Annotated in this window: 14 protein-coding genes, 2 tRNA genes and 7 other RNA genes; 14 read left to right on the top strand and 9 right to left on the bottom strand. The window is 51.4% G+C overall.

Features of this window, described 5'->3' with window-relative positions; all coding sequences use genetic code 11:
* Positions 1 to 148 precede the first annotated feature (148 nt).
* Complete coding sequence (gene tdk, locus SK33_RS11115; protein ID WP_003020720.1) at positions 149 to 766, bottom strand: thymidine kinase; 618 nt, start codon at positions 764 to 766, stop codon at positions 149 to 151.
* 610 nt (positions 767 to 1376) lie between these two features.
* On the opposite strand from tdk, the gene hns reads away from it, so the two are divergent.
* On the top strand, positions 1377 to 1790 hold the full coding sequence (gene hns, locus SK33_RS11110) for a histone-like nucleoid-structuring protein H-NS (RefSeq protein WP_003020723.1): 414 nt from the start codon (positions 1377 to 1379) through the stop codon (positions 1788 to 1790).
* A gap of 136 nt (positions 1791 to 1926) precedes the next feature.
* On the opposite strand, the gene galU is transcribed toward hns, so the two are convergent.
* From galU to rssA, 3 genes are all read right to left on the bottom strand, one after another.
* Positions 1927 to 2835, bottom strand: a complete 909-nt coding sequence (gene galU / locus SK33_RS11105) for a UTP--glucose-1-phosphate uridylyltransferase GalU (RefSeq protein ID WP_003020727.1) — start codon at positions 2833 to 2835, stop codon at positions 1927 to 1929.
* A 204-nt stretch (positions 2836 to 3039) separates the two neighbouring features.
* Positions 3040 to 4053, bottom strand: coding sequence for a two-component system response regulator RssB (gene rssB / locus SK33_RS11100; RefSeq protein WP_048217867.1), 1014 nt, complete (start codon positions 4051 to 4053; stop codon positions 3040 to 3042).
* Positions 4054 to 4143: 90 nt separating this feature from the next.
* A complete protein-coding gene (gene rssA / locus SK33_RS11095) occupies positions 4144 to 5055 on the bottom strand; it encodes a patatin-like phospholipase RssA (RefSeq protein ID WP_048217869.1) in 912 nt (303 codons plus the stop codon).
* A gap of 111 nt (positions 5056 to 5166) precedes the next feature.
* On the opposite strand from rssA, the gene SK33_RS11090 reads away from it, so the two are divergent.
* The 11 genes from SK33_RS11090 to SK33_RS11040 all read left to right on the top strand — a co-directional run bounded on the left by SK33_RS11090 (position 5167) and on the right by SK33_RS11040 (position 8114).
* Positions 5167 to 5622, top strand: coding sequence for a YchJ family protein (locus tag SK33_RS11090; RefSeq protein ID WP_003020734.1), 456 nt, complete (start codon positions 5167 to 5169; stop codon positions 5620 to 5622).
* 55 nt (positions 5623 to 5677) lie between these two features.
* The gene (gene purU / locus SK33_RS11085) at positions 5678 to 6520 is read left to right on the top strand and encodes a formyltetrahydrofolate deformylase (protein WP_003020737.1); all 843 of its coding nucleotides are present in this window, start codon (positions 5678 to 5680) and stop codon (positions 6518 to 6520) included.
* Positions 6521 to 6676: 156 nt separating this feature from the next.
* Positions 6677 to 6761, top strand: a tRNA-Tyr gene (locus SK33_RS11080).
* A gap of 44 nt (positions 6762 to 6805) precedes the next feature.
* A non-coding RNA gene (locus tag SK33_RS11075) (RtT sRNA) lies at positions 6806 to 6937 on the top strand.
* A 44-nt stretch (positions 6938 to 6981) separates the two neighbouring features.
* Positions 6982 to 7113, top strand: a non-coding RNA gene (locus SK33_RS11070) — RtT sRNA.
* A gap of 44 nt (positions 7114 to 7157) precedes the next feature.
* A non-coding RNA gene (locus SK33_RS11065) (RtT sRNA) lies at positions 7158 to 7289 on the top strand.
* A 44-nt stretch (positions 7290 to 7333) separates the two neighbouring features.
* A non-coding RNA gene (locus SK33_RS11060) (RtT sRNA) lies at positions 7334 to 7465 on the top strand.
* 44 nt (positions 7466 to 7509) lie between these two features.
* Positions 7510 to 7641, top strand: a non-coding RNA gene (locus SK33_RS11055) — RtT sRNA.
* Between the two features lie 36 nt (positions 7642 to 7677).
* Positions 7678 to 7762 (top strand) — tRNA-Tyr (locus tag SK33_RS11050).
* A gap of 44 nt (positions 7763 to 7806) precedes the next feature.
* A non-coding RNA gene (locus SK33_RS11045) (RtT sRNA) lies at positions 7807 to 7938 on the top strand.
* A 44-nt stretch (positions 7939 to 7982) separates the two neighbouring features.
* A non-coding RNA gene (locus tag SK33_RS11040) (RtT sRNA) lies at positions 7983 to 8114 on the top strand.
* A 236-nt stretch (positions 8115 to 8350) separates the two neighbouring features.
* Here the strand turns inward: SK33_RS11040 and narI are convergent.
* From narI to SK33_RS11015, 5 genes are all read right to left on the bottom strand, one after another.
* Positions 8351 to 9028: a respiratory nitrate reductase subunit gamma gene (gene narI / locus SK33_RS11035; protein ID WP_048217872.1), complete on the bottom strand. Its 678-nt coding sequence runs from the start codon at positions 9026 to 9028 to the stop codon at positions 8351 to 8353.
* Positions 9028 to 9738, bottom strand: coding sequence for a nitrate reductase molybdenum cofactor assembly chaperone (gene narJ / locus SK33_RS11030; protein ID WP_003020745.1), 711 nt, complete (start codon positions 9736 to 9738; stop codon positions 9028 to 9030). Before narJ ends, narI begins: the two co-directional genes overlap by 1 nt.
* Entirely contained in the window at positions 9735 to 11273 is a 1539-nt protein-coding gene (narH, locus tag SK33_RS11025) for a nitrate reductase subunit beta (protein ID WP_003020747.1), read from the bottom strand. The genes narJ and narH overlap by 4 nt, the downstream gene beginning before the upstream one ends.
* The gene (locus SK33_RS11020; RefSeq protein WP_003841311.1) at positions 11270 to 15013 is read right to left on the bottom strand and encodes a nitrate reductase subunit alpha; all 3744 of its coding nucleotides are present in this window, start codon (positions 15011 to 15013) and stop codon (positions 11270 to 11272) included. Before SK33_RS11020 ends, narH begins: the two co-directional genes overlap by 4 nt.
* Positions 15014 to 15527: 514 nt before the next feature.
* Positions 15528 to 16919, bottom strand: a complete 1392-nt coding sequence (locus SK33_RS11015) for a NarK family nitrate/nitrite MFS transporter (RefSeq protein WP_003020752.1) — start codon at positions 16917 to 16919, stop codon at positions 15528 to 15530.
* Between the two features lie 340 nt (positions 16920 to 17259).
* On the opposite strand from SK33_RS11015, the gene narX reads away from it, so the two are divergent.
* Positions 17260 to 19056: a nitrate/nitrite two-component system sensor histidine kinase NarX gene (narX, locus tag SK33_RS11010; protein ID WP_048217873.1), complete on the top strand. Its 1797-nt coding sequence runs from the start codon at positions 17260 to 17262 to the stop codon at positions 19054 to 19056.
* Positions 19049 to 19699 carry a two-component system response regulator NarL gene (gene narL, locus SK33_RS11005; RefSeq protein WP_048217874.1) on the top strand — a complete coding sequence of 217 codons (651 nt, stop codon included), beginning with the start codon at positions 19049 to 19051 and terminating at the stop codon, positions 19697 to 19699. The genes narX and narL overlap by 8 nt, the downstream gene beginning before the upstream one ends.
* Positions 19700 to 19710: the final 11 nt, after the last annotated feature.

Here is a 19710-nt window from a genome sequence, read left to right as displayed (position 1 = left end):
CAATTTAACCATGTGAATAGAATGGCACGGTAAGAGATGTATTCAGGAAGATGTGAGAATAGCCGTCAGAAGAGAGTCTGACAGGGTAGAGAATATTGACGAATGTCCCGGCCTACCCTGTGTTTATAAGCGCTCAGAAGCCTGCAGGTTAATCGTGGCTGTGTCGTTCTTGTATCGCCGTCAGAGAGCCCTCAGACTGCGCCTGTTTGTAGTGTTTACGACATACCGACACATAGCGTTCATTCCCGCCAATAACCACCTGCTCGCCCTCGTTATAGGGCCTTCCAGACTGATCAAGACGTAAAACCATGCTGGCCTTACGCCCACAGAAACAAATGGTTTTTAATTCAACGAGCTTATCTGACCACGCAAGCAGGTATTCGCTGCCGCCAAATAATTCACCACGGAAATCTGTGCGTAAGCCATAGCACAACACAGGAATATCCAGCCGATCGACAACTTCAGATAATTCATAAACCTGTTGTCGAGTCAGAAACTGCGACTCATCAACCAGTACACAGTGAATTCTTTGCTGCTCATTTTCAGCACGAATCTCTTCGTACAAAGATGAATTTTGGTTAAACAATTTTGCAGGCGACGACAGACCTATACGTGAACTTACTTTTCCAGCACCAAAACGGTCATCAATTTCCGCTGTATATACAACAGCACGCATCCCACGTTCCTGATAATTGTACGAAGATTGCAGCAATGCAGTCGACTTACCGGCATTCATTGCAGAATAGTAAAAATATAGCTGTGCCATTGACCAAAGGCCCTCACATGGGGAAATAAATATGCGCGGGATTGTATCATATTTCACGAAAGTGTCGGTGTAGCGTTGCGCCCAAAGGCGTATAAATGCGCGGGCAACCTCGCTCAGTGCCGCCTGAATTTAAGTAGCAGGTTGTGAGAGAGCATACAACCATCGACCATACAGCCCGAGCTCGGACGCGTATATACACTCTCTTTCACAAATAGTGCTCATGAAATTTATCAATGTCACTTATCATCATACGGCAATAAAGAAACCCTTCCCATATTGTTATTGAATCTACCCACTCTCACCATGTATTAGCGAATTCACGTAAGCAAAACTAATACAAAAGGTTGAAATCACTGCAAAGAGATACTATTTGTACACCATAAAATGTGACCTGAATCTTGAATTTTTACTCTCAGCCGCTGAGAAGCCCCCTCGCCAATAAGCCTTTTTTATGCCCAACATCATGGGGAATTTAAGACAGGAGAATTAATTCTGTTACTAAATAAAGCGCAATTTTGAATTCCTTACATTCCTGGCTATTGCACAACTGAATTTATCGCTCTATTATTAGCTCAACAAACCACCCCAATATAAGTTTGAGATTACTACAATGAGCGAAGCACTTAAAATTCTGAACAACATCCGTACTCTTCGTGCGCAGGCAAGAGAATGCACTCTGGAAACGCTTGAAGAAATGCTGGAAAAATTAGAAGTTGTAGTTAGCGAGCGTCGCGAAGAAGAAAGCGCTGCTGCCGCTGAAGTTGAAGAACGCACTCGTAAACTGCAACAATATCGTGAAATGCTGATCGCTGACGGCATTGATCCGAACGAACTGCTGAATAGCATGGCTGCTGTTAAATCTGGCACCAAAGCTAAACGCGCTGCACGTCCGGCTAAATATAGCTATGTTGACGAAAACGGTGAAACTAAAACCTGGACTGGCCAGGGTCGTACACCGGCAGTGATCAAAAAAGCGATGGAAGAGCAAGGTAAACAACTGGACGATTTCCTGATCAAGGAATAATTCAGAAATACTTTGCTTAAAATCCCGCCATTGGCGGGATTTTTTTTACTGGTACTTCGCTCAGCCCTACCCGGATTAGGTATAAAAAAATGGCGCTGTTAATACAGCGCCGTTCTGACCAGATAATGCCAGAAGGTTACTTCTTAATACCCATCTCGTCTTCCAGCCAGGCTTTAAATTCAGCGCCGAGAGTATTATGGCGAATACCATATTCGACGAACGCCTGCATATAGCCCAGTTTATTACCACAGTCATGGCTTTTGCCCTTCATGTGATAAGCTTCAACCGTCTCTTTTTCAATCAGCATATCGATTGCATCTGTCAGCTGAATTTCATCACCCGCTCCCGGAGGCGTTTTAGCCAGCAGAGGCCAGATATCGGCACTAAGAACGTAACGACCCACAACGGCCAGATTAGAAGGTGCTACGTCAGCTTTTGGTTTTTCAACCACGCCAACCATCGGGACACTTTCGCCCGGGGATAATTCAACGCCTTTACAATCAACAACACCATAAGCCGTAACATCTTCTACCGGCTCAACCATAATCTGGCTGCTACCTGTTTCATCAAAGCGATGAATCATTTCGGCAAGGTTGTCGCGGGATAAATCAGATTCGTATTCGTCAAGAATTACGTCCGGCAGGATTACAGCAACCGGTTCATCGCCAACCACAGGGTGCGCGCACAATACTGCGTGGCCCAGACCTTTTGCCAGCCCCTGACGTACCTGCATAATAGTCACATGCGGCGGGCAAATAGATTGCACTTCTTCCAGCAACTGACGTTTTACACGTTTTTCCAGCATCGCTTCAAGTTCAAAGCTGGTATCGAAGTGGTTTTCAATAGAATTTTTAGACGAGTGAGTCACAAGTACAATTTCAGTGATGCCCGCAGCAATACATTCGTTTACGACGTACTGAATTAATGGCTTATCAACCAACGGTAGCATCTCTTTCGGGATTGCTTTCGTAGCCGGTAACATCCTGGTTCCTAATCCCGCAACTGGGATAACGGCTTTTTTGACTTTTGAATTAAGGGCAGCCATTTAAAACTCTCCTGGACTGTTCATGTATTGAACGTGTTCATCATTCTGTATCGCATCCGAGTATATCAGTACAGCGACAAACTTCTGGTCTGAAAAGGACGCGCGTCGGTATAATTAAGATAAATACGAATAAATCTGGCGCTGATAGTAGCACTCACAGCACGGGGAGGGTGAACCAATTTCATTTGCACGCCTCTCAATTGTTCATTCCGCAGACAACATCAAGCGCAGGCGCCCTCCCGCCCCCCATATTTGGCATTGCCATGACTCACAATGTTGGCTCAACTGATTAAGATACGTATTACCTAAGGTACCCAGCGGAACGCCATTGCTGATTTGCACTTGGTGGGAACCTGTATTTAATGTCGCATTCAGCCCTGCAGATACCAGAATCAGATTTTTTAATCCGCTGTGGTAATACCCCACCAGCAAGGGAAATTGCCCTGGTAAATTGGCTTGCCGCAACAAATGATTTACCTGTTTCAATAACGTACCTAACTCCGGCAACCGCTGATTTTGTTGTGTCAGTTGCTCCTGCAGTAAACCATTAAATAGCGCCCGCAATAATAATGCAGCCAAGACACCATTATCCCCTGCCCGCGTCACATCAAGGCAATAGAATGCAAGGTCATGATCCGACAGCGGCGCAATATCCAGCACCAGCCCCGGTTGGTCGGCTACTACCAATTGTCGATAGTTAATGCGACAGTGCGAAATCACTTGCGACACTGGAGGCTGTAATTCTTTTAGCAGCTTCGCGGCGGCGGCAGGATCGTCCACCATCGCATCCCAGTCGCGAAACAGCCGCTCTTCTTCTTCTACGCGTGAATTAAACATGTTGGGATAAAGACATGCAAAGACGGTTTCTCTCAAGCGATTAAGGTCTTGCACCGGCTTCAATAGGACATCATCCACCCCGAGTCGTAGCGCTTTGGCTATGTCGGACATGTTTTCCGTCGCAGAAATCACCAGTATCGGGGTCTGATCGCCACGATTGCGTAGATACTCAACCAGTTTGAGGCCGTTCATTCTTGGCATAGCCAGATCGCAAATCATCAGGTCTGGTGTGAAGTGTCCAAGTAGTTCAAGTGCTTCAAGCCCGTCGCCAGCCACCGCCGTTGTCGCTCCCAAAGAGGAAAACCACGAGTCCATGAGTGAGCGAAATACCGGCTCATCCTCAACGATAAGAATCTGTTTTCCGACCAATGGCTGCGTCATATTCTCCCCCCTGACTGGCTTTAATAAATAGTGGCATGCTATTGCCACTCACGCCTGTCAGAATTAGCTTAAGTGTTGATAAAAAATGCGTTAGACGTTGGTTTTCACCAGGGGTAGAAGTTCATCCATTTTCTTCTCGACCGCCAACTGCCCGGCAGCAATTGCTGCACTGGCGCGGTGAAAATCCAGCGTGGATATTTGTGGACAAAACGGCTGAATCAGTATGTCTGGAGGGTCACCGGCCATGCGGTTACGTTTCAGACGATTTTCCAGAACCTGAATAGACGTCGTCATGATCTCCATCGCTGTCGGTGCCGTGACCGCACGCTTGGCCGTAATGTTGCTCAATCGCTCTTTCAGACGGGCATGCCATGAAAGCTCGTCAGCATCATTACCCGATTCGGCATCGCTATTGACGTTGAAGGAGAGTAAATCTTGTTGCATGAGATGAGCATCGTGTTGCAGGTCGACCGCGATAACAATATCGGCCCCCAACGCACGAGTCAGGGATACAGGGACGGGATTCACCACCGCGCCATCGACCAGCCAGTAACCATTATGCGCCACGGGAGACATCAGACCAGGAATACTACAGGAGGCTCGGACAGCCAGATGCAAATCACCTTCGGTAAACCACAACTCCCGCCCCGTACTCAGATTAGTAGCAACTGTTGCGAAACGGCGTGTGCATTGCTCAATTGCTTCTACCGGCATGACATTACGGTACTGATTGAATACCCGTTCTCCGCGCAGTAAACCTCCCCTGCGCCACGAGAGATCCATCAGCCGTAAAACATCCCAATAGCTGAAAGAACATACCCACTTTTCAAGAGCAGGTAACTTATTGCAGGCGTAGGCAGCGCCAACCAGCGAACCGATGGAGCACCCTGCCACGATATCAACATCGATGCCCATATGCTTAAGGGCTTTAATAACCCCAATATGCGACCAACCTCGCGCCGCGCCGGAACCTAGCGCCAGCCCAATTTTTATTTTTCTCATTATACGTACAAACTTCCCCTGGCTTGCAGACGTAGCAACATCGCTACCGCTCAGTTAACATAGTGCCACTCTGGCGTTTTTACGCCGTTTTTATATTCCAGGGAGTACTTTGTGTCTCAGCTTTGTCCCTGTGGTAGCGCTGTCGAGTATAGCCTATGTTGCTACCGTTATGTGTCCGGCGCGCAAGTAGCACCTACGCCGTCACACCTCATGCGTTCTCGTTACTGTGCTTTTGTGATGAAAGACGCAGATTACCTTATCAGGACCTGGCATCCAGATTGTCATGCGGCCTCGTTTCGCGACGACATTATCGCAGGATTTAGTCATACAGAATGGCTCGGACTGACCGTTTTTGAACAAGAGACGGCAGACACAGAAAATACCGGCTATGTCAGTTTTGTCGCGCGGTTTTCTGAACAAGGTAAAACAGGTGCAATTATCGAGCGCTCTCGTTTTTTAAAAGAAAACGGTCAGTGGTACTATATAGACGGTACACGCCCTCAAATTGGACGAAACGATACCTGCCCTTGTGGCTCCGGTAAAAAATTTAAAAAGTGCTGCGGCTAATCAACGCCCGACAGTATCAATTTTGCAAACATTCTCAACAGGATCACCGCTGCAAATGCATTCATTACAAAGAAAAGTGCTGCGTACTATTTGCCCGGACCAAAAAGGTCTGATCGCGCGCATTACGAATATCTGTTACAAGCATGAACTGAACATCGTGCAGAACAATGAGTTTGTGGACCACCGCACCGGACGCTTTTTTATGCGCACCGAACTGGAGGGCATTTTTAACGACGTCACGCTGCTTGCCGATCTGGACAGCGCCTTACCTGAAGGCTCAATTCGTGAATTAACCCCAGCAGGCCGCCGCCGCATCGTCATTTTGGTCACTAAGGAAGCGCATTGCCTGGGCGATCTGTTAATGAAGGCCAATTATGGCGGGCTGGATGTTGAAATCGCCGCGGTGATCGGCAATCACGAGACGTTGCGTCCTCTGGTTGAACGGTTTGATATTCCGTTTGAGCTGGTCAGCCATGAAGGTTTAACACGTGACGAACATGATCAGAAAATGGCTGACGCTATCGACGCCCATCAGCCGGACTATGTCGTGCTGGCTAAATACATGCGCGTTCTGACCCCGACATTTGTTTCACGCTTCCCAAATAAAATTATCAATATTCACCATTCATTCCTGCCAGCATTCATTGGTGCTCGCCCGTACCATCAAGCTTATGAGCGCGGCGTGAAAATCATCGGCGCGACGGCCCACTACGTGAATGATAACCTTGATGAAGGCCCAATCATTATGCAGGACGTGATCCATGTTGATCACACCTACACTGCCGAAGATATGATGCGTGCGGGTCGCGACGTTGAAAAAAATGTTTTAAGCCGTGCGCTGTATCAGGTTCTGGCTCAGCGCGTCTTTGTTTACGGTAACCGAACGATTATTCTGTAATCGATTGATAAGTTAATTGGTTACCTTTACATCTTTACGTGTAAAAATCAGGCAACCAGTTCTTTTTTATCAACGGAATGCTTTACAGGGGCGCATCATTTGATATGATGCGCCCCGCTTCCAACGGAAGCAGGCCAGTAATTAGCATTACCCCGTGGTGGGGTTCCCGAGCGGCCAAAGGGAGCAGACTGTAAATCTGCCGTCATCGACTTCGAAGGTTCGAATCCTTCCCCCACCACCATTTTTTACTACAGCGATGTAGTTATCCCGGTGAGCAATACAGAAGTTTGCACTTGTCGGGGAAGGGTGAGAACCTTCGATTAAGGTTCGACTCGAGCGAAAGCGAGAGAACGTTGCCAACGGCAACGGCCCGAAGGGTGAGGAGCGAAGCGACGAATAATCCTTCCCCCACCACCATTTTTTACTACAGCGATGTAGTTATCCCGGTGAGCAATACAGAAGTTTGCACTTGTCGGGGAAGGGTGAGAACCTTCGATTAAGGTTCGACTCGAGCGAAAGCGAGAGAACGTTGCCAACGGCAACGGCCCGAAGGGTGAGGAGCGAAGCGACGAATAATCCTTCCCCCACCACCATTTTTTACTACAGCGATGTAGTTATCCCGGTGAGCAATACAGAAGTTTGCACTTGTCGGGGAAGGGTGAGAACCTTCGATTAAGGTTCGACTCGAGCGAAAGCGAGAGAACGTTGCCAACGGCAACGGCCCGAAGGGTGAGGAGCGAAGCGACGAATAATCCTTCCCCCACCACCATTTTTTACTACAGCGATGTAGTTATCCCGGTGAGCAATACAGAAGTTTGCACTTGTCGGGGAAGGGTGAGAACCTTCGATTAAGGTTCGACTCGAGCGAAAGCGAGAGAACGTTGCCAACGGCAACGGCCCGAAGGGTGAGGAGCGAAGCGACGAATAATCCTTCCCCCACCACCATTTTTTACTACAGCGATGTAGTTATCCCGGTGAGCAATACAGAAGTTTGCACTTGTCGGGGAAGGGTGAGAACCTTCGATTAAGGTTCGACTCGAGCGAAAGCGAGAGAACGTTGCCAACGGCAACGGCCCGAAGGGTGAGGAGCGAAGCGACGAATAATCCTTCCCCCACCACCATTCATTCTTTTACACTCACAAAATTAGTATACCCCTGGTGGGGTTCCCGAGCGGCCAAAGGGAGCAGACTGTAAATCTGCCGTCATCGACTTCGAAGGTTCGAATCCTTCCCCCACCACCATCACCTCATAAAGCACCAACACATAATCAATCTGCAATGCCTCATATTTTTCCTATGCGGGAAGGATGAGAAGCTTCGACCAGGGTTCGATTCGAGCGTTAGCGAGAAAGCGTTGCCGCAGGCAACGACCCGAAGGGCGAAGCGCGCAGCGCTGAGTAATCCTTCCCCCACCACCATCACTTCATAAAGCACCAACACATAATCAATCTGCAATGTCTCATATTCTTCCTATGCGGGAAGGATGAGAAGCTTCGACCAGGGTTCGATTCGAGCGTTAGCGAGAAAGCGTTGCCGCAGGCAACGACCCGAAGGGCGAAGCGCGCAGCGCTGAGTAATCCTTCCCCCACCACCATCACTTCATAAAGCACCAACACATAATCAATCTGCAATGCCCTTTATTTGCCTGATGCGCTGTGCTTATCAGGCCTACAAACTCGACACATGCCCACAAATTGCCAGATGCACTACGCAGGCCTACGGCGCTCGCTGAAACCTGCGTAGGCTGGATAAGGCGTTTGCGCCGCCATCCGGCAAACAGGCATAAAAAAACCCCGCCGAAGCAGGGTTTTATCTTTCACAGAAATACAATTAGTGACGTGCACGAACAATCTGGTATTTGCGTGTCAGATATTCGACCGGGACGCTCCAGATGTGTACCAGACGCGAGAATGGGAACAACAGGAACAGCGTCATACCCAGCACAAGGTGCACACGGAAAATAAATGCGACGCCATCCAGATACTGAGACGCTCCGCCATGGAAGGTCACCACTGTCTGCGCCCAGTTCACCAACTTCATCATCTCGCTGCCGTCCATATGCTGGGCGGAGAACGGAATGGTCAGCAGACCCAGCGCACACTGGATAACCAACAGAGAGAGGATCAGAATATCCGCTCCGGTGGTGGTAGCCCGCACTCGTGGGCTGAACAAACGACGTTTCAGCAGCAGTACACCGCCAATCAGACACATTACGCCGCTAGCGCCACCCGCGAACATCGCCATCTTTTGTTTCACTTCAAGCGGCAGCCACGCTTCATACATCCAGTGCGGCGTTAACATACCCAAGAAGTGCCCGGCAAAAATCCCCAGGATCCCGATGTGAAACAGGTTTGACGCCAGGTTCATCCCTTTGCGATCCAGCATCTGACTGGAGGCCGCACGCCACGTATACTGCCCGTAGTCATAACGCAGCCAACTGCCGATCAGAAAGACAGAACCCGCGATGTACGGATAGATGTTAAAGAAGAACGTATTCAGGAAGTGCATTAGTGCTGTCCTCCGGTAGTGATATTCAGATACTGCGGCGCAACGGCCCCGGCAAAACGACGCTGGTGAGCGGAGATTTCCGACTCGCCACACCCCTGATCGGCGAAGAATTTTACCTGCTCTTCTTCCCAGACCGCATCCAGCGCTTGTGGAGTATCATCACGGGCTTCATCCGCAATTTTTTCAGCCACTTTATCGCTGTCGATAACGGTATTCGCCAGTTTTAACAGCAAATCGAACAGCACTGCATAACGGCTTCCACGCTGCTGCAAACGAGCGCTGAGCAAAGCCAGGATCGGCGCAATATCCTGCAAGCCACCTAGCGCTTCGCTTTTCGGCAGTTGCGCAAGATATTCCAGATACAACGGCAGATGATCGGGAAGTTCGCGGCTGTCGAGCTGCAAACCGTGCTGTTCATACTGTGCCATCAGGTCAACCATCGCCTGACCGCGATCGCGGGATTCACCGTGTACATGTTCAAACAGCAGCAGCGAGGTGGCACGGCCACGATCAAACAGTTCGCTGTAACTTGCCTGCACATCCAGCACGTCTTGCGCGATTAGATCGCGCAGGAAAACGCCCAGAGTCTGGGCATCCTCTTTATCCAGGTTCTCAGATGACGCGAGTGCATCGAAAAGTTCCTGCTGATGCTGCCACAGGGCAGCATCCGGGTACTCGAGCAAACGCGAAACAATGACGAGTTCAATCATTGGTGCGGCTCCGTTTTGCTGGTCACATCGACAGCGTCGATGCGGCGGCTGTTGAACAGATTGAATTTAGTATCAGAACCGTGGCAACCGTCACCGAAGGTAAAGCCACAACCGCTTTTCTCCGGGAACGCGTCACGCGCCAGTTCACGATGGCTGCTCGGTACCACGAAACGATCTTCGTAGTTCGCGATCGCCAGATAACGATACATTTCCTGTGCCTGCGCTTCGCTCAAGCCCACCTCTTCCAGCGCACGGGTATCGACTTTACCGTCAACGGTTTCCGTACGTTTGTAGTGACGCATTGCCAGCATACGTTTCAGCGCCAACAGCACCGGCTGAGTATCGCCTGCGGTCAGCAGGTTCGCCAGGTACTGAACCGGGATACGCAAACTGTCAACGTCCGGCAGTATACCGTTGCTGCCCAGCTCGCCCGCATCGGCGGCAGACTGAATCGGTGACAATGGCGGCACGTACCAAACCATCGGCAATGTGCGGTATTCCGGATGCAGCGGCAGCGCCAACTTCCAGTCCATCGCCATTTTATAAACCGGAGACTGCTGTGCGGCATCGATAACGCTCAGCGGAATACCATCTTTCAGCGCCTGTTCAATAACAGCCGGATCGTTCGGATCGAGGAACACGTCCAGTTGACGCTGGTACAGATCTTTCTCATGCTCGGTGCTTGCCGCGCTTTCAATCGCATCCGCGTCATACAGCAGTACGCCGAGGTAACGGATACGACCGACGCAGGTTTCGGAGCACACGGTCGGCTGACCGGCTTCAATACGTGGATAGCAGAAAATGCACTTCTCTGACTTACCGCTCTTCCAGTTGAAGTAGATTTTTTTATACGGGCAACCGGTGATGCACATACGCCAGCCGCGGCATTTGTCCTGATCGATCAGCACGATGCCATCTTCTTCACGCTTGTAGATGGCACCGCTCGGGCAAGTCGCCACGCACGCCGGGTTAAGGCAGTGCTCGCACAGACGCGGCAAATACATCATGAAGGTGTTTTCGAACTGACCGTACATCGCCTTCTGCATGTTCTCGAAATTTTTGTCTTTCGCCAGCTTCTCGAACTCACCGCCGAGGTCATCTTCCCAGTTCGGACCTTTGGTGATTTTATCCATACGCTGACCGGTGATCAGCGAGCGCGGGCGGGCAATCGGCTGCGCTTTGCTGTCTGCCGGGGTGTTGTGCAGAGTCTGGTAATCGAAGTCAAACGGTTCGTAGTAGTCATCAATACCTGGCAAATGCGGGTTAGCAAAAATTTTGCCCAGCAGCAGCGCTTTGTTACCCATGCGCGGCACCAGTTTACCGTTGATCTTACGGATCCAACCGCCCTTCCATTTTTCCTGGTTTTCCCAATCAGTGGGGAAGCCAGTACCCGGTTTGGTTTCAACGTTGTTAAACCAGGCATACTCCGCACCTTCACGGCTGGTCCAGACGTTTTTACAGGTTACTGAACAGGTGTGGCAACCGATGCACTTATCGAGATTCAGCACCATGCCGACTTGTGAACGAATTTTCATTTTACGCTCTCCTGTACCTGGTCATTGCCTTCGCCATCCAACCAGTCAATGTTCTTCATCTTACGAACCACCACGAACTCATCACGGTTCGAACCTACGGTGCCGTAGTAGTTAAAGCCGTAGGCCAGGTGGGCATAACCACCAATCATGTGCGTCGGTTTTGGTGTGATACGGGTCACCGAGTTATGGATCCCGCCGCGCTGCTCGGTAATCTCCGACCCCGGAATATTCACAATACGTTCCTGGGCGTGGTACATCATGGTCATCCCGGCCGGGACACGTTGACTCACAACCGCACGGGCGGTGAGTGCCCCGTTACTGTTAAAGACTTCGATCCAGTCGTTATCCTCGATACCCAGATCTTTCGCATCCGCTTCGCTCATCCACACGATCGGACCGCCGCGGCCTAACGTCAGCATCAGCAGGTTATCGCTGTAGGTGGAGTGGATACCCCACTTCTGGTGTGGCGTCAGGAAGTTGAGCGCTTTTTCAGGGTTACCATTTGATTTCTCGCCCATCACCTCTTTCACCGAACGAGTATCAATTGGTGGGCGGTAAACCAGCAGGCTTTCACCGAAGTCTCGCATCCACTGATGATCCTGATACAGCTGCTGGCGACCAGTCAGCGTACGCCATGGGATCAGCTCGTGAACGTTGGTGTAACCAGCGTTGTAAGAAACATGTTCATCTTCCAGTCCTGACCAGGTCGGGCTGGAGATAATTTTGCGCGGCTGCGCCTGAATATCGCGGAAGCGGATTTTCTCGTCTTCTTTATTCAGCGCCAGATGCGTATGGTCACGGCCGGTAAATTCACTCAGCGCTGCCCAGGCTTTTACCGCCACCTGACCGTTGGTTTCCGGTGCCAGGGTGAGGATCATCTCAGCGGCATCAATCGCCGTATTCAGCATCGGCTGGCCTTTTGCCGGGCCTTCAGCCTTGGTGTAATTGAGCTTGCGCAGCAGATCCATTTCGCTCTGGGTGTTCCAGGCAATCCCTTTCCCGCCGTTCCCGACTTTATCCATCAGTGGGCCGATGGACGTGAAGCGTTCGTAGGTTGCCGGGTAATCACGCTCAACTGTCATGATGTGCGGCGCGGTAACGCCTGGAATCAGATCGCATTCGCCTTTCTTCCAGTCTTTAACATCCAACGGCTGCGCCAGTTCGGCGGCCGAGTCGTGCTGGATAGGCAACGTCACTACGTCGGTTTCTTTGCCAAGGTGACCCACGCAAACTTCAGAGAATTTCTTGGCGATAGCCTTGTAGATTTCCCAGTCGCTCTTCGATTCCCAGGCTGGGTCAACGGCGGCAGACAACGGGTGAATAAACGGATGCATATCCGAGGTATTCATATCGTCTTTTTCATACCAGGTGGCGGTCGGCAGCACGATGTCGGAGTACAGACAGGTGCTCGACAGACGGAAGTCCAGGGTGACGACCAGATCCAGCTTGCCGTCCAGTCCGTTATCCTGCCATTCCACTTCTTCTGGCTTCACGCCCCCCTGTTTACCCAGATCCAGCCCCTGAATACCATGTTCAGTACCCAGCAGATACTTCAGCATGTACTCGTGGCCTTTACCGGAAGAGCCGAGCAGGTTAGAACGCCAGATAAACAGGTTACGCGGATGGTTTTTACCGTTCTCTGGTTGTTCAGCCGCAAAGCGAATAGAACCTTCCTTCAGAGATTTAACGGTGTAATCCACCGGTGTCATCCCGACTTTTTCCGCCTCACGCGCAATGTACAGCGGGTTAGTACCCAATTGCGGCGCAGATGGCAACCAGCCCATACGTTCAGCGCGTACGTTAAAGTCAATCAAATGGCCACTATAGCGGGATTTGTCTGCCATCGGGGACAGCAGTTCCTGTGCCGTAACCGTCTCATAGCGCCATTGGCTGGAGTGGTTATAGAAGTAGGACGTACTGTTCATGTGACGCGCCGGACGCTGCCAGTCAAGGGCAAACGCCAGCGGCTGCCAGCCGGTCTGCGGACGCAGTTTTTCCTGGCCCACGTAGTGCGCCCAGCCGCCGCCGCTCTGACCGACGCAGCCGCAGAACACCAGCATGTTAATCAGACCACGATAGTTCATATCGAGGTGGTACCAGTGGTTCAGACCCGCGCCGACAATAATCATTGAGCGGCCGTGCGTTTTATCTGCGTTATCGGCAAATTCACGGGCAATACGCACGATCTGAGCGCGCGATACGCCAGTGATTTTCTCTGCCCATGCCGGGGTATACGCTTTGATATCGTCGTAGCTGGAGGCGCAGTTTTCATCGTTCAGACCGCGTTCCAGACCGTAGTTGGCCATGGTCAGATCGTAAACGGTGGTCACCAGCGCGGTGCTGCCATCTGCCAGTTGCAGGCGTTTTACCGGCAGTTTGTGCAGCAGAACATTTTCCAGTTCAACTTTGCTAAAGTGCTCGGTGCCTTCGCCGCCAAAATACGGGAAGCCGACTTCAGCGATGTCGTCCTGGCTGCCCAACAGGCTGAGCTGCAGTTCGGTTTCGTTACCGGACGTGCCGTCGCGCTGTTCAAGGTTCCATTTACCTTTTTCACCCCAACGGAAACCAATTGAACCGTTTGGCGCAACCATTTCGCCGTCGGTATTGATGGCAACAGTTTTCCACTCTGGATTATTTTCCTGACCCAGGGAGTCAACCAGATCGGCGGCACGCAGCATACGACCCGCCGCATAATACCCGTCACGCTCTTCGAGCATCACCAGCATCGGGAAGTCGGTGTAACGACGCACGTAGTCGGTGAAGTATTGGCTCGGGTTATCAAGGTGGAACTCGCGCAGCATGACGTGGCCCATTGCCAGCGCCATTGCGGCATCGGTGCCCTGCTTCGGAGCCAGCCACAGATCGCAGAGTTTAGCGATTTCAGCGTAATCCGGGGTGATGGCGACCGTTTTAGTCCCTTTGTAGCGAACTTCCGTGAAGAAGTGCGCATCTGGGGTACGGGTCTGCGGAACGTTGGAACCCCAGGCGATGATGTAGCTGGAGTTATACCAGTCGGCAGATTCCGGAACGTCAGTCTGCTCACCCCAGGTCTGCGGAGACGCAGGCGGCAAGTCACAGTACCAATCGTAGAAGCTCAGGCAGGTGCCGCCAATCAGCGACAGATATCGTGCACCGGAGGCGTAGGAAACCATCGACATCGCAGGGATCGGCGAGAAGCCCGCCACGCGGTCAGGACCGTAGGTTTTAACGGTGTAAACGTTAGAAGCGGCAATCAGCTCATTCACTTCCTGCCAGGAAGAACGCACGAAACCACCACGACCACGCGCTTGTTTGAAGCTTTTTGCTTTATCGGCGTCTTCGATGATGGAGGCCCATGCGTCTACCGGATCGCTGTGCAGTCTTTTCGCTTCACGCCACATTTTCATCAGGCGTTTGCGCATCAGCGGGTATTTCAGACGGTTAGCGCTGTAGAGATACCAGGAATAGCTTGCACCACGAGGGCAACCACGAGGCTCGTGGTTTGGCAGGTCCGGACGGGTACGCGGATAATCGGTTTGCTGGGTTTCCCAGGTCACCAGACCATTTTTCACATAGATTTTCCAGCTGCATGAGCCAGTGCAGTTTACCCCGTGGGTTGAACGCACGATTTTGTCATGCTGCCAACGCTGGCGGTATCCGTCCTCCCAGTCCCTGTTGGTATTGAGAAGCTGGCCATGCCCATCGGCAAAGGTTTCGCCCTTCTGCTTGAAGTAGCGAAACCGGTCCAGGAATTTACTCATCGGTTTTCTCCTGTAGGAGCCTGACGGCTCTCTGATAAATCGACATTGCTTGATTGAGAGCGAAGGTAACGCTCTGAAAGGGCGTGAGAATTGATAACGATCAAGGCAGGCAGGGATGAAAAATGAGGGTTGGTTTTTACATACCCCCAAAGTGGGATATTGATATTTAACGTAATAAATTGAATTTAAAGGATTTTTAATAATTCAATTATCATGCAAATGTTAAATTCTTTATAAGTGGGTATTAAGGGGTATCCCCCCTGCTTAGCATGTTGCGTACGCCGTTCTCACAGGCTGTTGTCATGCCACAATACAAAAGTATGTTGTAACTAATTACAGACAAAAAAAAGCGCGGTCTAACACCGCGCAATGGATAATCAACTTACACTTCATCCTTCAAACTGCTTCGCGTTGGCTGCGCTCGTTCTCCCCAGTCACTTACTTCTGTTAGCTCCTGGGGATTTCTCACTTGTCGCCTTGATGCAGTTAGAATGATTTTGTGTATACCACTTTTTTACTTTTTAGAATGACGTCCGTATACCGCCCAGGTGATAACCACACAAGCGACATAGAAGATCAGAAATACTTTCATCGCACCGACCGGAGAACCGGTTAATGCCAGGGACGTGCCAAATGCTTTCGGGATAAAGAAGCCGCCGATCGCACCAATAGCAGAGATAAAGCCCAACGCTGCCGCCGTATCGGTTGCCGCCTCGCGCATCGCTTTCTCCTCTGAACCACCTTCAGCTTTTACTCTGTCCATCGTCAGTTTGCGAAAGATTACAGAGATCATCTGGAAGGTTGAACCACTCCCCAGACCAGCCGTCAGGAACAATGCCAGGAATACCGCAAAGAAGGCGATAAAGTTGCCGCCGACACCGTTTGATGGCAGCGTCAGGAACAGTAAGGCACTGAAAATAGCCATCAGAATGAAGTTCACCAACGTGACGCGGGTCCCGCCCAGACGGTCAGAGATTGCGCCGCCCGCAGAACGCGCCAGCGCACCAATGAACGGGCCAAAGAAGGCGTAATGCAGGATCTGCACCTCAGGGAACTGCGTTTTCGACAGCATCGCAAATCCAGCTGAGAAACCGATAAAGGAACCGAAGGTCGCCAGATACAGCAGGCTCATAATCCACAAATGCCCGCGTTTCAGCACCGGCAATTGCTCTTTCAGCGAGGCTTTGGAGGTTGCCAGTTCGTTCATACCGAACCATGCGGCCAGCGTGAAAATAGCGAGGAACGGCACCCAAATCCATGCGGCGTTTGCCAGATACAGCTGTGTACCATCCGGTTGTTCAACCCCGTGGCTACCAAATGCGGCAAAGATTGACAATGAAACCACCAGCGGCGCGACCAGCTGCATCACGCTGACGCCCATGTTGCCCAGGCCACCGTTCAGACCCAACGCGCCGCCCTGTTTCTGTTTTGGAAAGAAGAAGCTGATGTTTGCCATACTGGACGCAAAGTTCGCACCAGCGAAGCCGCACAGCAGGGAGATAATAATAAAGGTACTAAACGGCGTGGAGGTATCCTGCACCGCAAAACCTAACCATACGCAAGGAATGATCAGGATGCCGGTGCTAAATGCCGTCCAGCGACGTCCACCAAACAGGGGGACCATAAAGGAGTACGGAACACGCAGCAGCGCGCCGGACACCGAAGGTAATGCCGTCAGCATGAACAGCTGTTCAGTGGTGAAATCAAATCCGACTTTCGGTAAGTTCACCGCCACGGCGCTAAATAACATCCACACGCAAAACGCCAGCAGCAAGCAAGGGACGGAAATCCACAGATTACGGCTGGCGATTCGTTGACCACGCTGCTGCCAGAAGGCGGGATCTTCCGGCCGCCATTCGGTAATTACAGCTCCAGATGCCCTTTCCGGGGCAGATGAGTGACTCATAGACACCTCTGATACTTGTTTCGATGCCTGCAACATTAGGGTTTACAGCTGGAGGTAAGTTGATATAAATCAAAGGAAAAGGTGTCATTATTCATGCCTAAAATTTATTATTACCCTTAATGAGTACATAACTTCGGTAAAAAAGATGTGGTTTTTCACGCTTCTGTCGCCCCCTACTCCCCCTCGCCCAGGATCTCTCCCTCCACTGGCAATTAAGAGGTAGCCCGTTTGAGGTATGGGTATACTCCAGTGTATCGCCGAGAATAACGCCACTGCCTGCAGCAGAATCGTCATTCAATAAGGTTTTCTGTTCGACGAAAACCCGAAGGAACAAGTCACCATGTTTAAACGTTGTCTCTCCCCGCTTACGCTGGTCAACCAGGTGGCGCTGATTGTTTTATTGTCCACAGCCATCGGCGTGGCGGGTATGGCTGTCTCCGGCTGGCTGGTTCAGGGCGTTCAGGGTAGCGCCCATGCAATCAACAAAGCGGGATCGCTGCGCATGCAGAGTTATCGCCTGCTGGCAGCCGTACCGCTGGACGCTAGCGATCAACCGCTGCTGGATGAAATGGAGCAAACGGCGTTTAGCCCGGAGTTAACGCGTGCCGCAAAGCGAGACGGACAACAGGCGCAGTTAAAAGCATTACAGGATTACTGGCACACTGAACTTGCGCCGGGACTTGCGCATGCGCAAACGCCTGATGCGGTAGCGCAGGATGTGACGCGCTTTGTGGGCGGACTGGATAAATTGGTTACCGCCTTTGACCATACCACCGAATTACGCATTGAACGCGTCGTCCTGCTGCATCGCCTGATGGCCGTATTTATGGCATTGCTGCTGGTTTTCACCATTATCTGGCTGCGCGTGCGCCTGTTAGAACCGTGGAAACAGCTGCTGTCGATGGCGCGAGCCGTCAGCCAGCGTGATTTTACCCAACGCGCGCATATCAGCGGTCGTAATGAGATGGCGGCTTTGGGCTCGGCGCTAAATAATATGTCGGAAGAACTGGCCGAAAGTTACGCTGTGCTGGAACAGCGAGTACAGGAGAAAACGGCGGGGCTGGAGCACAAAAATCAGATTCTTTCTTTTCTGTGGCAAGCTAACCGCCGCCTGCACTCTCAGGTGCCGTTGTGCGAACGCCTCTCTCCGGTACTGAATGGTTTGCAAAATTTGACCTTGCTGCATGATATTGAGCTCCGGGTTTATGACCTGGAAGATGAAGACAATCATCAGGAATTTACCTGTCAGTCAAATGCCAGCTGTGATGAGAAAGGTTGCCATCTGTGTCCTCGCGGAACGCTGCCCGCGATTGACGGCGGGATTACATTGAAATGGCGGCTGACCGATGCGCATACCCAGTATGGTATTCTACTCGCCACCTTGCCGAACGGACGCCATCTCAGCCACGATCAGCAGCAGCTGGTTGATACTCTGGTTGAGCAACTGACCGCAACGCTTGCGCTCGACAGGCATCAGGAGCGTCAACAGCAGTTGATTGTGATGGAAGAGCGTGCCACCATTGCGCGCGAACTTCATGATTCTATTGCACAATCGCTCTCTTGTATGAAGATGCAGGTTAGCTGTTTACAGATGCAGGGCGATGCGCTTTCAGATAACTGTCGCGAGTTGCTCAGCCAGATTCGTAACGAGCTAAATGCTTCATGGGCACAACTGCGAGAACTGTTAACCACCTTCCGTTTACAGCTCACGGAACCTGGATTACGACCGGCGCTGGAAGCCAGCTGTCAGGAGTACAGCGCCCGTTTTGGATTTACGGTTAAGCTGGATTATCAGCTACCGCCACGCCTGGTCCCTTCGCATCAGGCGATTCACCTGCTACAAATTGCGCGCGAAGCCCTGAGCAACGCACTGAAACACTCTAAGGCCAATGAAGTGGTCGTGACGGTGGTGCAAAATGGCAAGCAGGTCAAACTGACAGTGCAAGATAACGGCTGCGGCGTACCGGAAAACGCCGAACGCAGTAACCACTACGGCATGATAATAATGCGCGACCGCGCGCAGAGCTTGCGCGGCGATTGCCGCGTACGCCGTCGCGAGACGGGCGGTACTGAAGTTGCTGTCACTTTTATTCCCGAAACAAACTTCACAGAAGTCCAAGGAGATACCCATGAGTAATCTGGAACCGGCAACTATCCTGTTGATCGACGATCATCCGATGCTGAGAACCGGTGTAAAACAGCTTGTCAGCATGGCGCCCGATATTACCGTTGTCGGCGAAGCCAGCAATGGTGAGCAGGATATCGAGCTGGCTGAATCCCTTGATCCCGATCTGATCCTGCTTGATCTCAACATGCCCGGCATGAACGGTCTGGAAACCCTCGATAAGCTGCGTGAAAAATCACTGTCGGGCCGTATCGTTGTGTTTAGCGTATCCAATCATGAAGAAGATGTGGTTACCGCACTGAAGCGTGGTGCCGACGGTTACCTGCTGAAAGATATGGAGCCAGAAGATTTACTGAAAGCATTGCAGCAGGCTGCCGCTGGTGAAATGGTGCTGAGCGAAGCCTTAACCCCGGTTCTGGCCGCCAGCCTGCGCGCCAATCGCGCAACGTCCGACCGTGATGTTACTCAACTGACGCCGCGCGAACGCGATATTCTTAAACTCATCGCCCAGGGTCTGCCTAATAAGATGATCGCCCGCCGCCTCGACATCACCGAAAGCACAGTAAAAGTTCACGTGAAGCATATGCTGAAGAAAATGAAGCTCAAATCACGCGTTGAAGCCGCGGTATGGGTGCACCAGGAACGCATTTTCTGATAACGCGCTCA

The organism is Citrobacter sp. MGH103 (genome assembly GCF_001034475.2).
GTDB classification, from domain to species: Bacteria; Pseudomonadota; Gammaproteobacteria; order Enterobacterales; family Enterobacteriaceae; genus Citrobacter; species Citrobacter freundii.
This window is presented reverse-complemented; position numbering and strand designations above follow the sequence as displayed.

Bases quoted from the DNA above. Each gene is read 5' to 3' on its own strand.
- tdk (WP_003020720.1), bottom strand. From the start codon at position 766: ATGGCACAGCTATATTTTTACTATTCTGCAATGAATGCCGGTAAGTCG.
- hns (WP_003020723.1), top strand. From the start codon at position 1,377: ATGAGCGAAGCACTTAAAATTCTGAACAACATCCGTACTCTTCGTGCG.
- galU (WP_003020727.1), bottom strand. From the start codon at position 2,835: ATGGCTGCCCTTAATTCAAAAGTCAAAAAAGCCGTTATCCCAGTTGCG.
- rssB (WP_048217867.1), bottom strand. From the start codon at position 4,053: ATGACGCAGCCATTGGTCGGAAAACAGATTCTTATCGTTGAGGATGAG.
- rssA (WP_048217869.1), bottom strand. From the start codon at position 5,055: ATGAGAAAAATAAAAATTGGGCTGGCGCTAGGTTCCGGCGCGGCGCGA.
- purU (WP_003020737.1), top strand. From the start codon at position 5,678: ATGCATTCATTACAAAGAAAAGTGCTGCGTACTATTTGCCCGGACCAA.
- narI (WP_048217872.1), bottom strand. From the start codon at position 9,028: ATGCACTTCCTGAATACGTTCTTCTTTAACATCTATCCGTACATCGCG.
- narJ (WP_003020745.1), bottom strand. From the start codon at position 9,738: ATGATTGAACTCGTCATTGTTTCGCGTTTGCTCGAGTACCCGGATGCT.
- narH (WP_003020747.1), bottom strand. From the start codon at position 11,273: ATGAAAATTCGTTCACAAGTCGGCATGGTGCTGAATCTCGATAAGTGC.
- SK33_RS11020 (WP_003841311.1), bottom strand. From the start codon at position 15,013: ATGAGTAAATTCCTGGACCGGTTTCGCTACTTCAAGCAGAAGGGCGAA.
- SK33_RS11015 (WP_003020752.1), bottom strand. From the start codon at position 16,919: ATGAGTCACTCATCTGCCCCGGAAAGGGCATCTGGAGCTGTAATTACC.
- narX (WP_048217873.1), top strand. From the start codon at position 17,260: ATGTTTAAACGTTGTCTCTCCCCGCTTACGCTGGTCAACCAGGTGGCG.
- narL (WP_048217874.1), top strand. From the start codon at position 19,049: ATGAGTAATCTGGAACCGGCAACTATCCTGTTGATCGACGATCATCCG.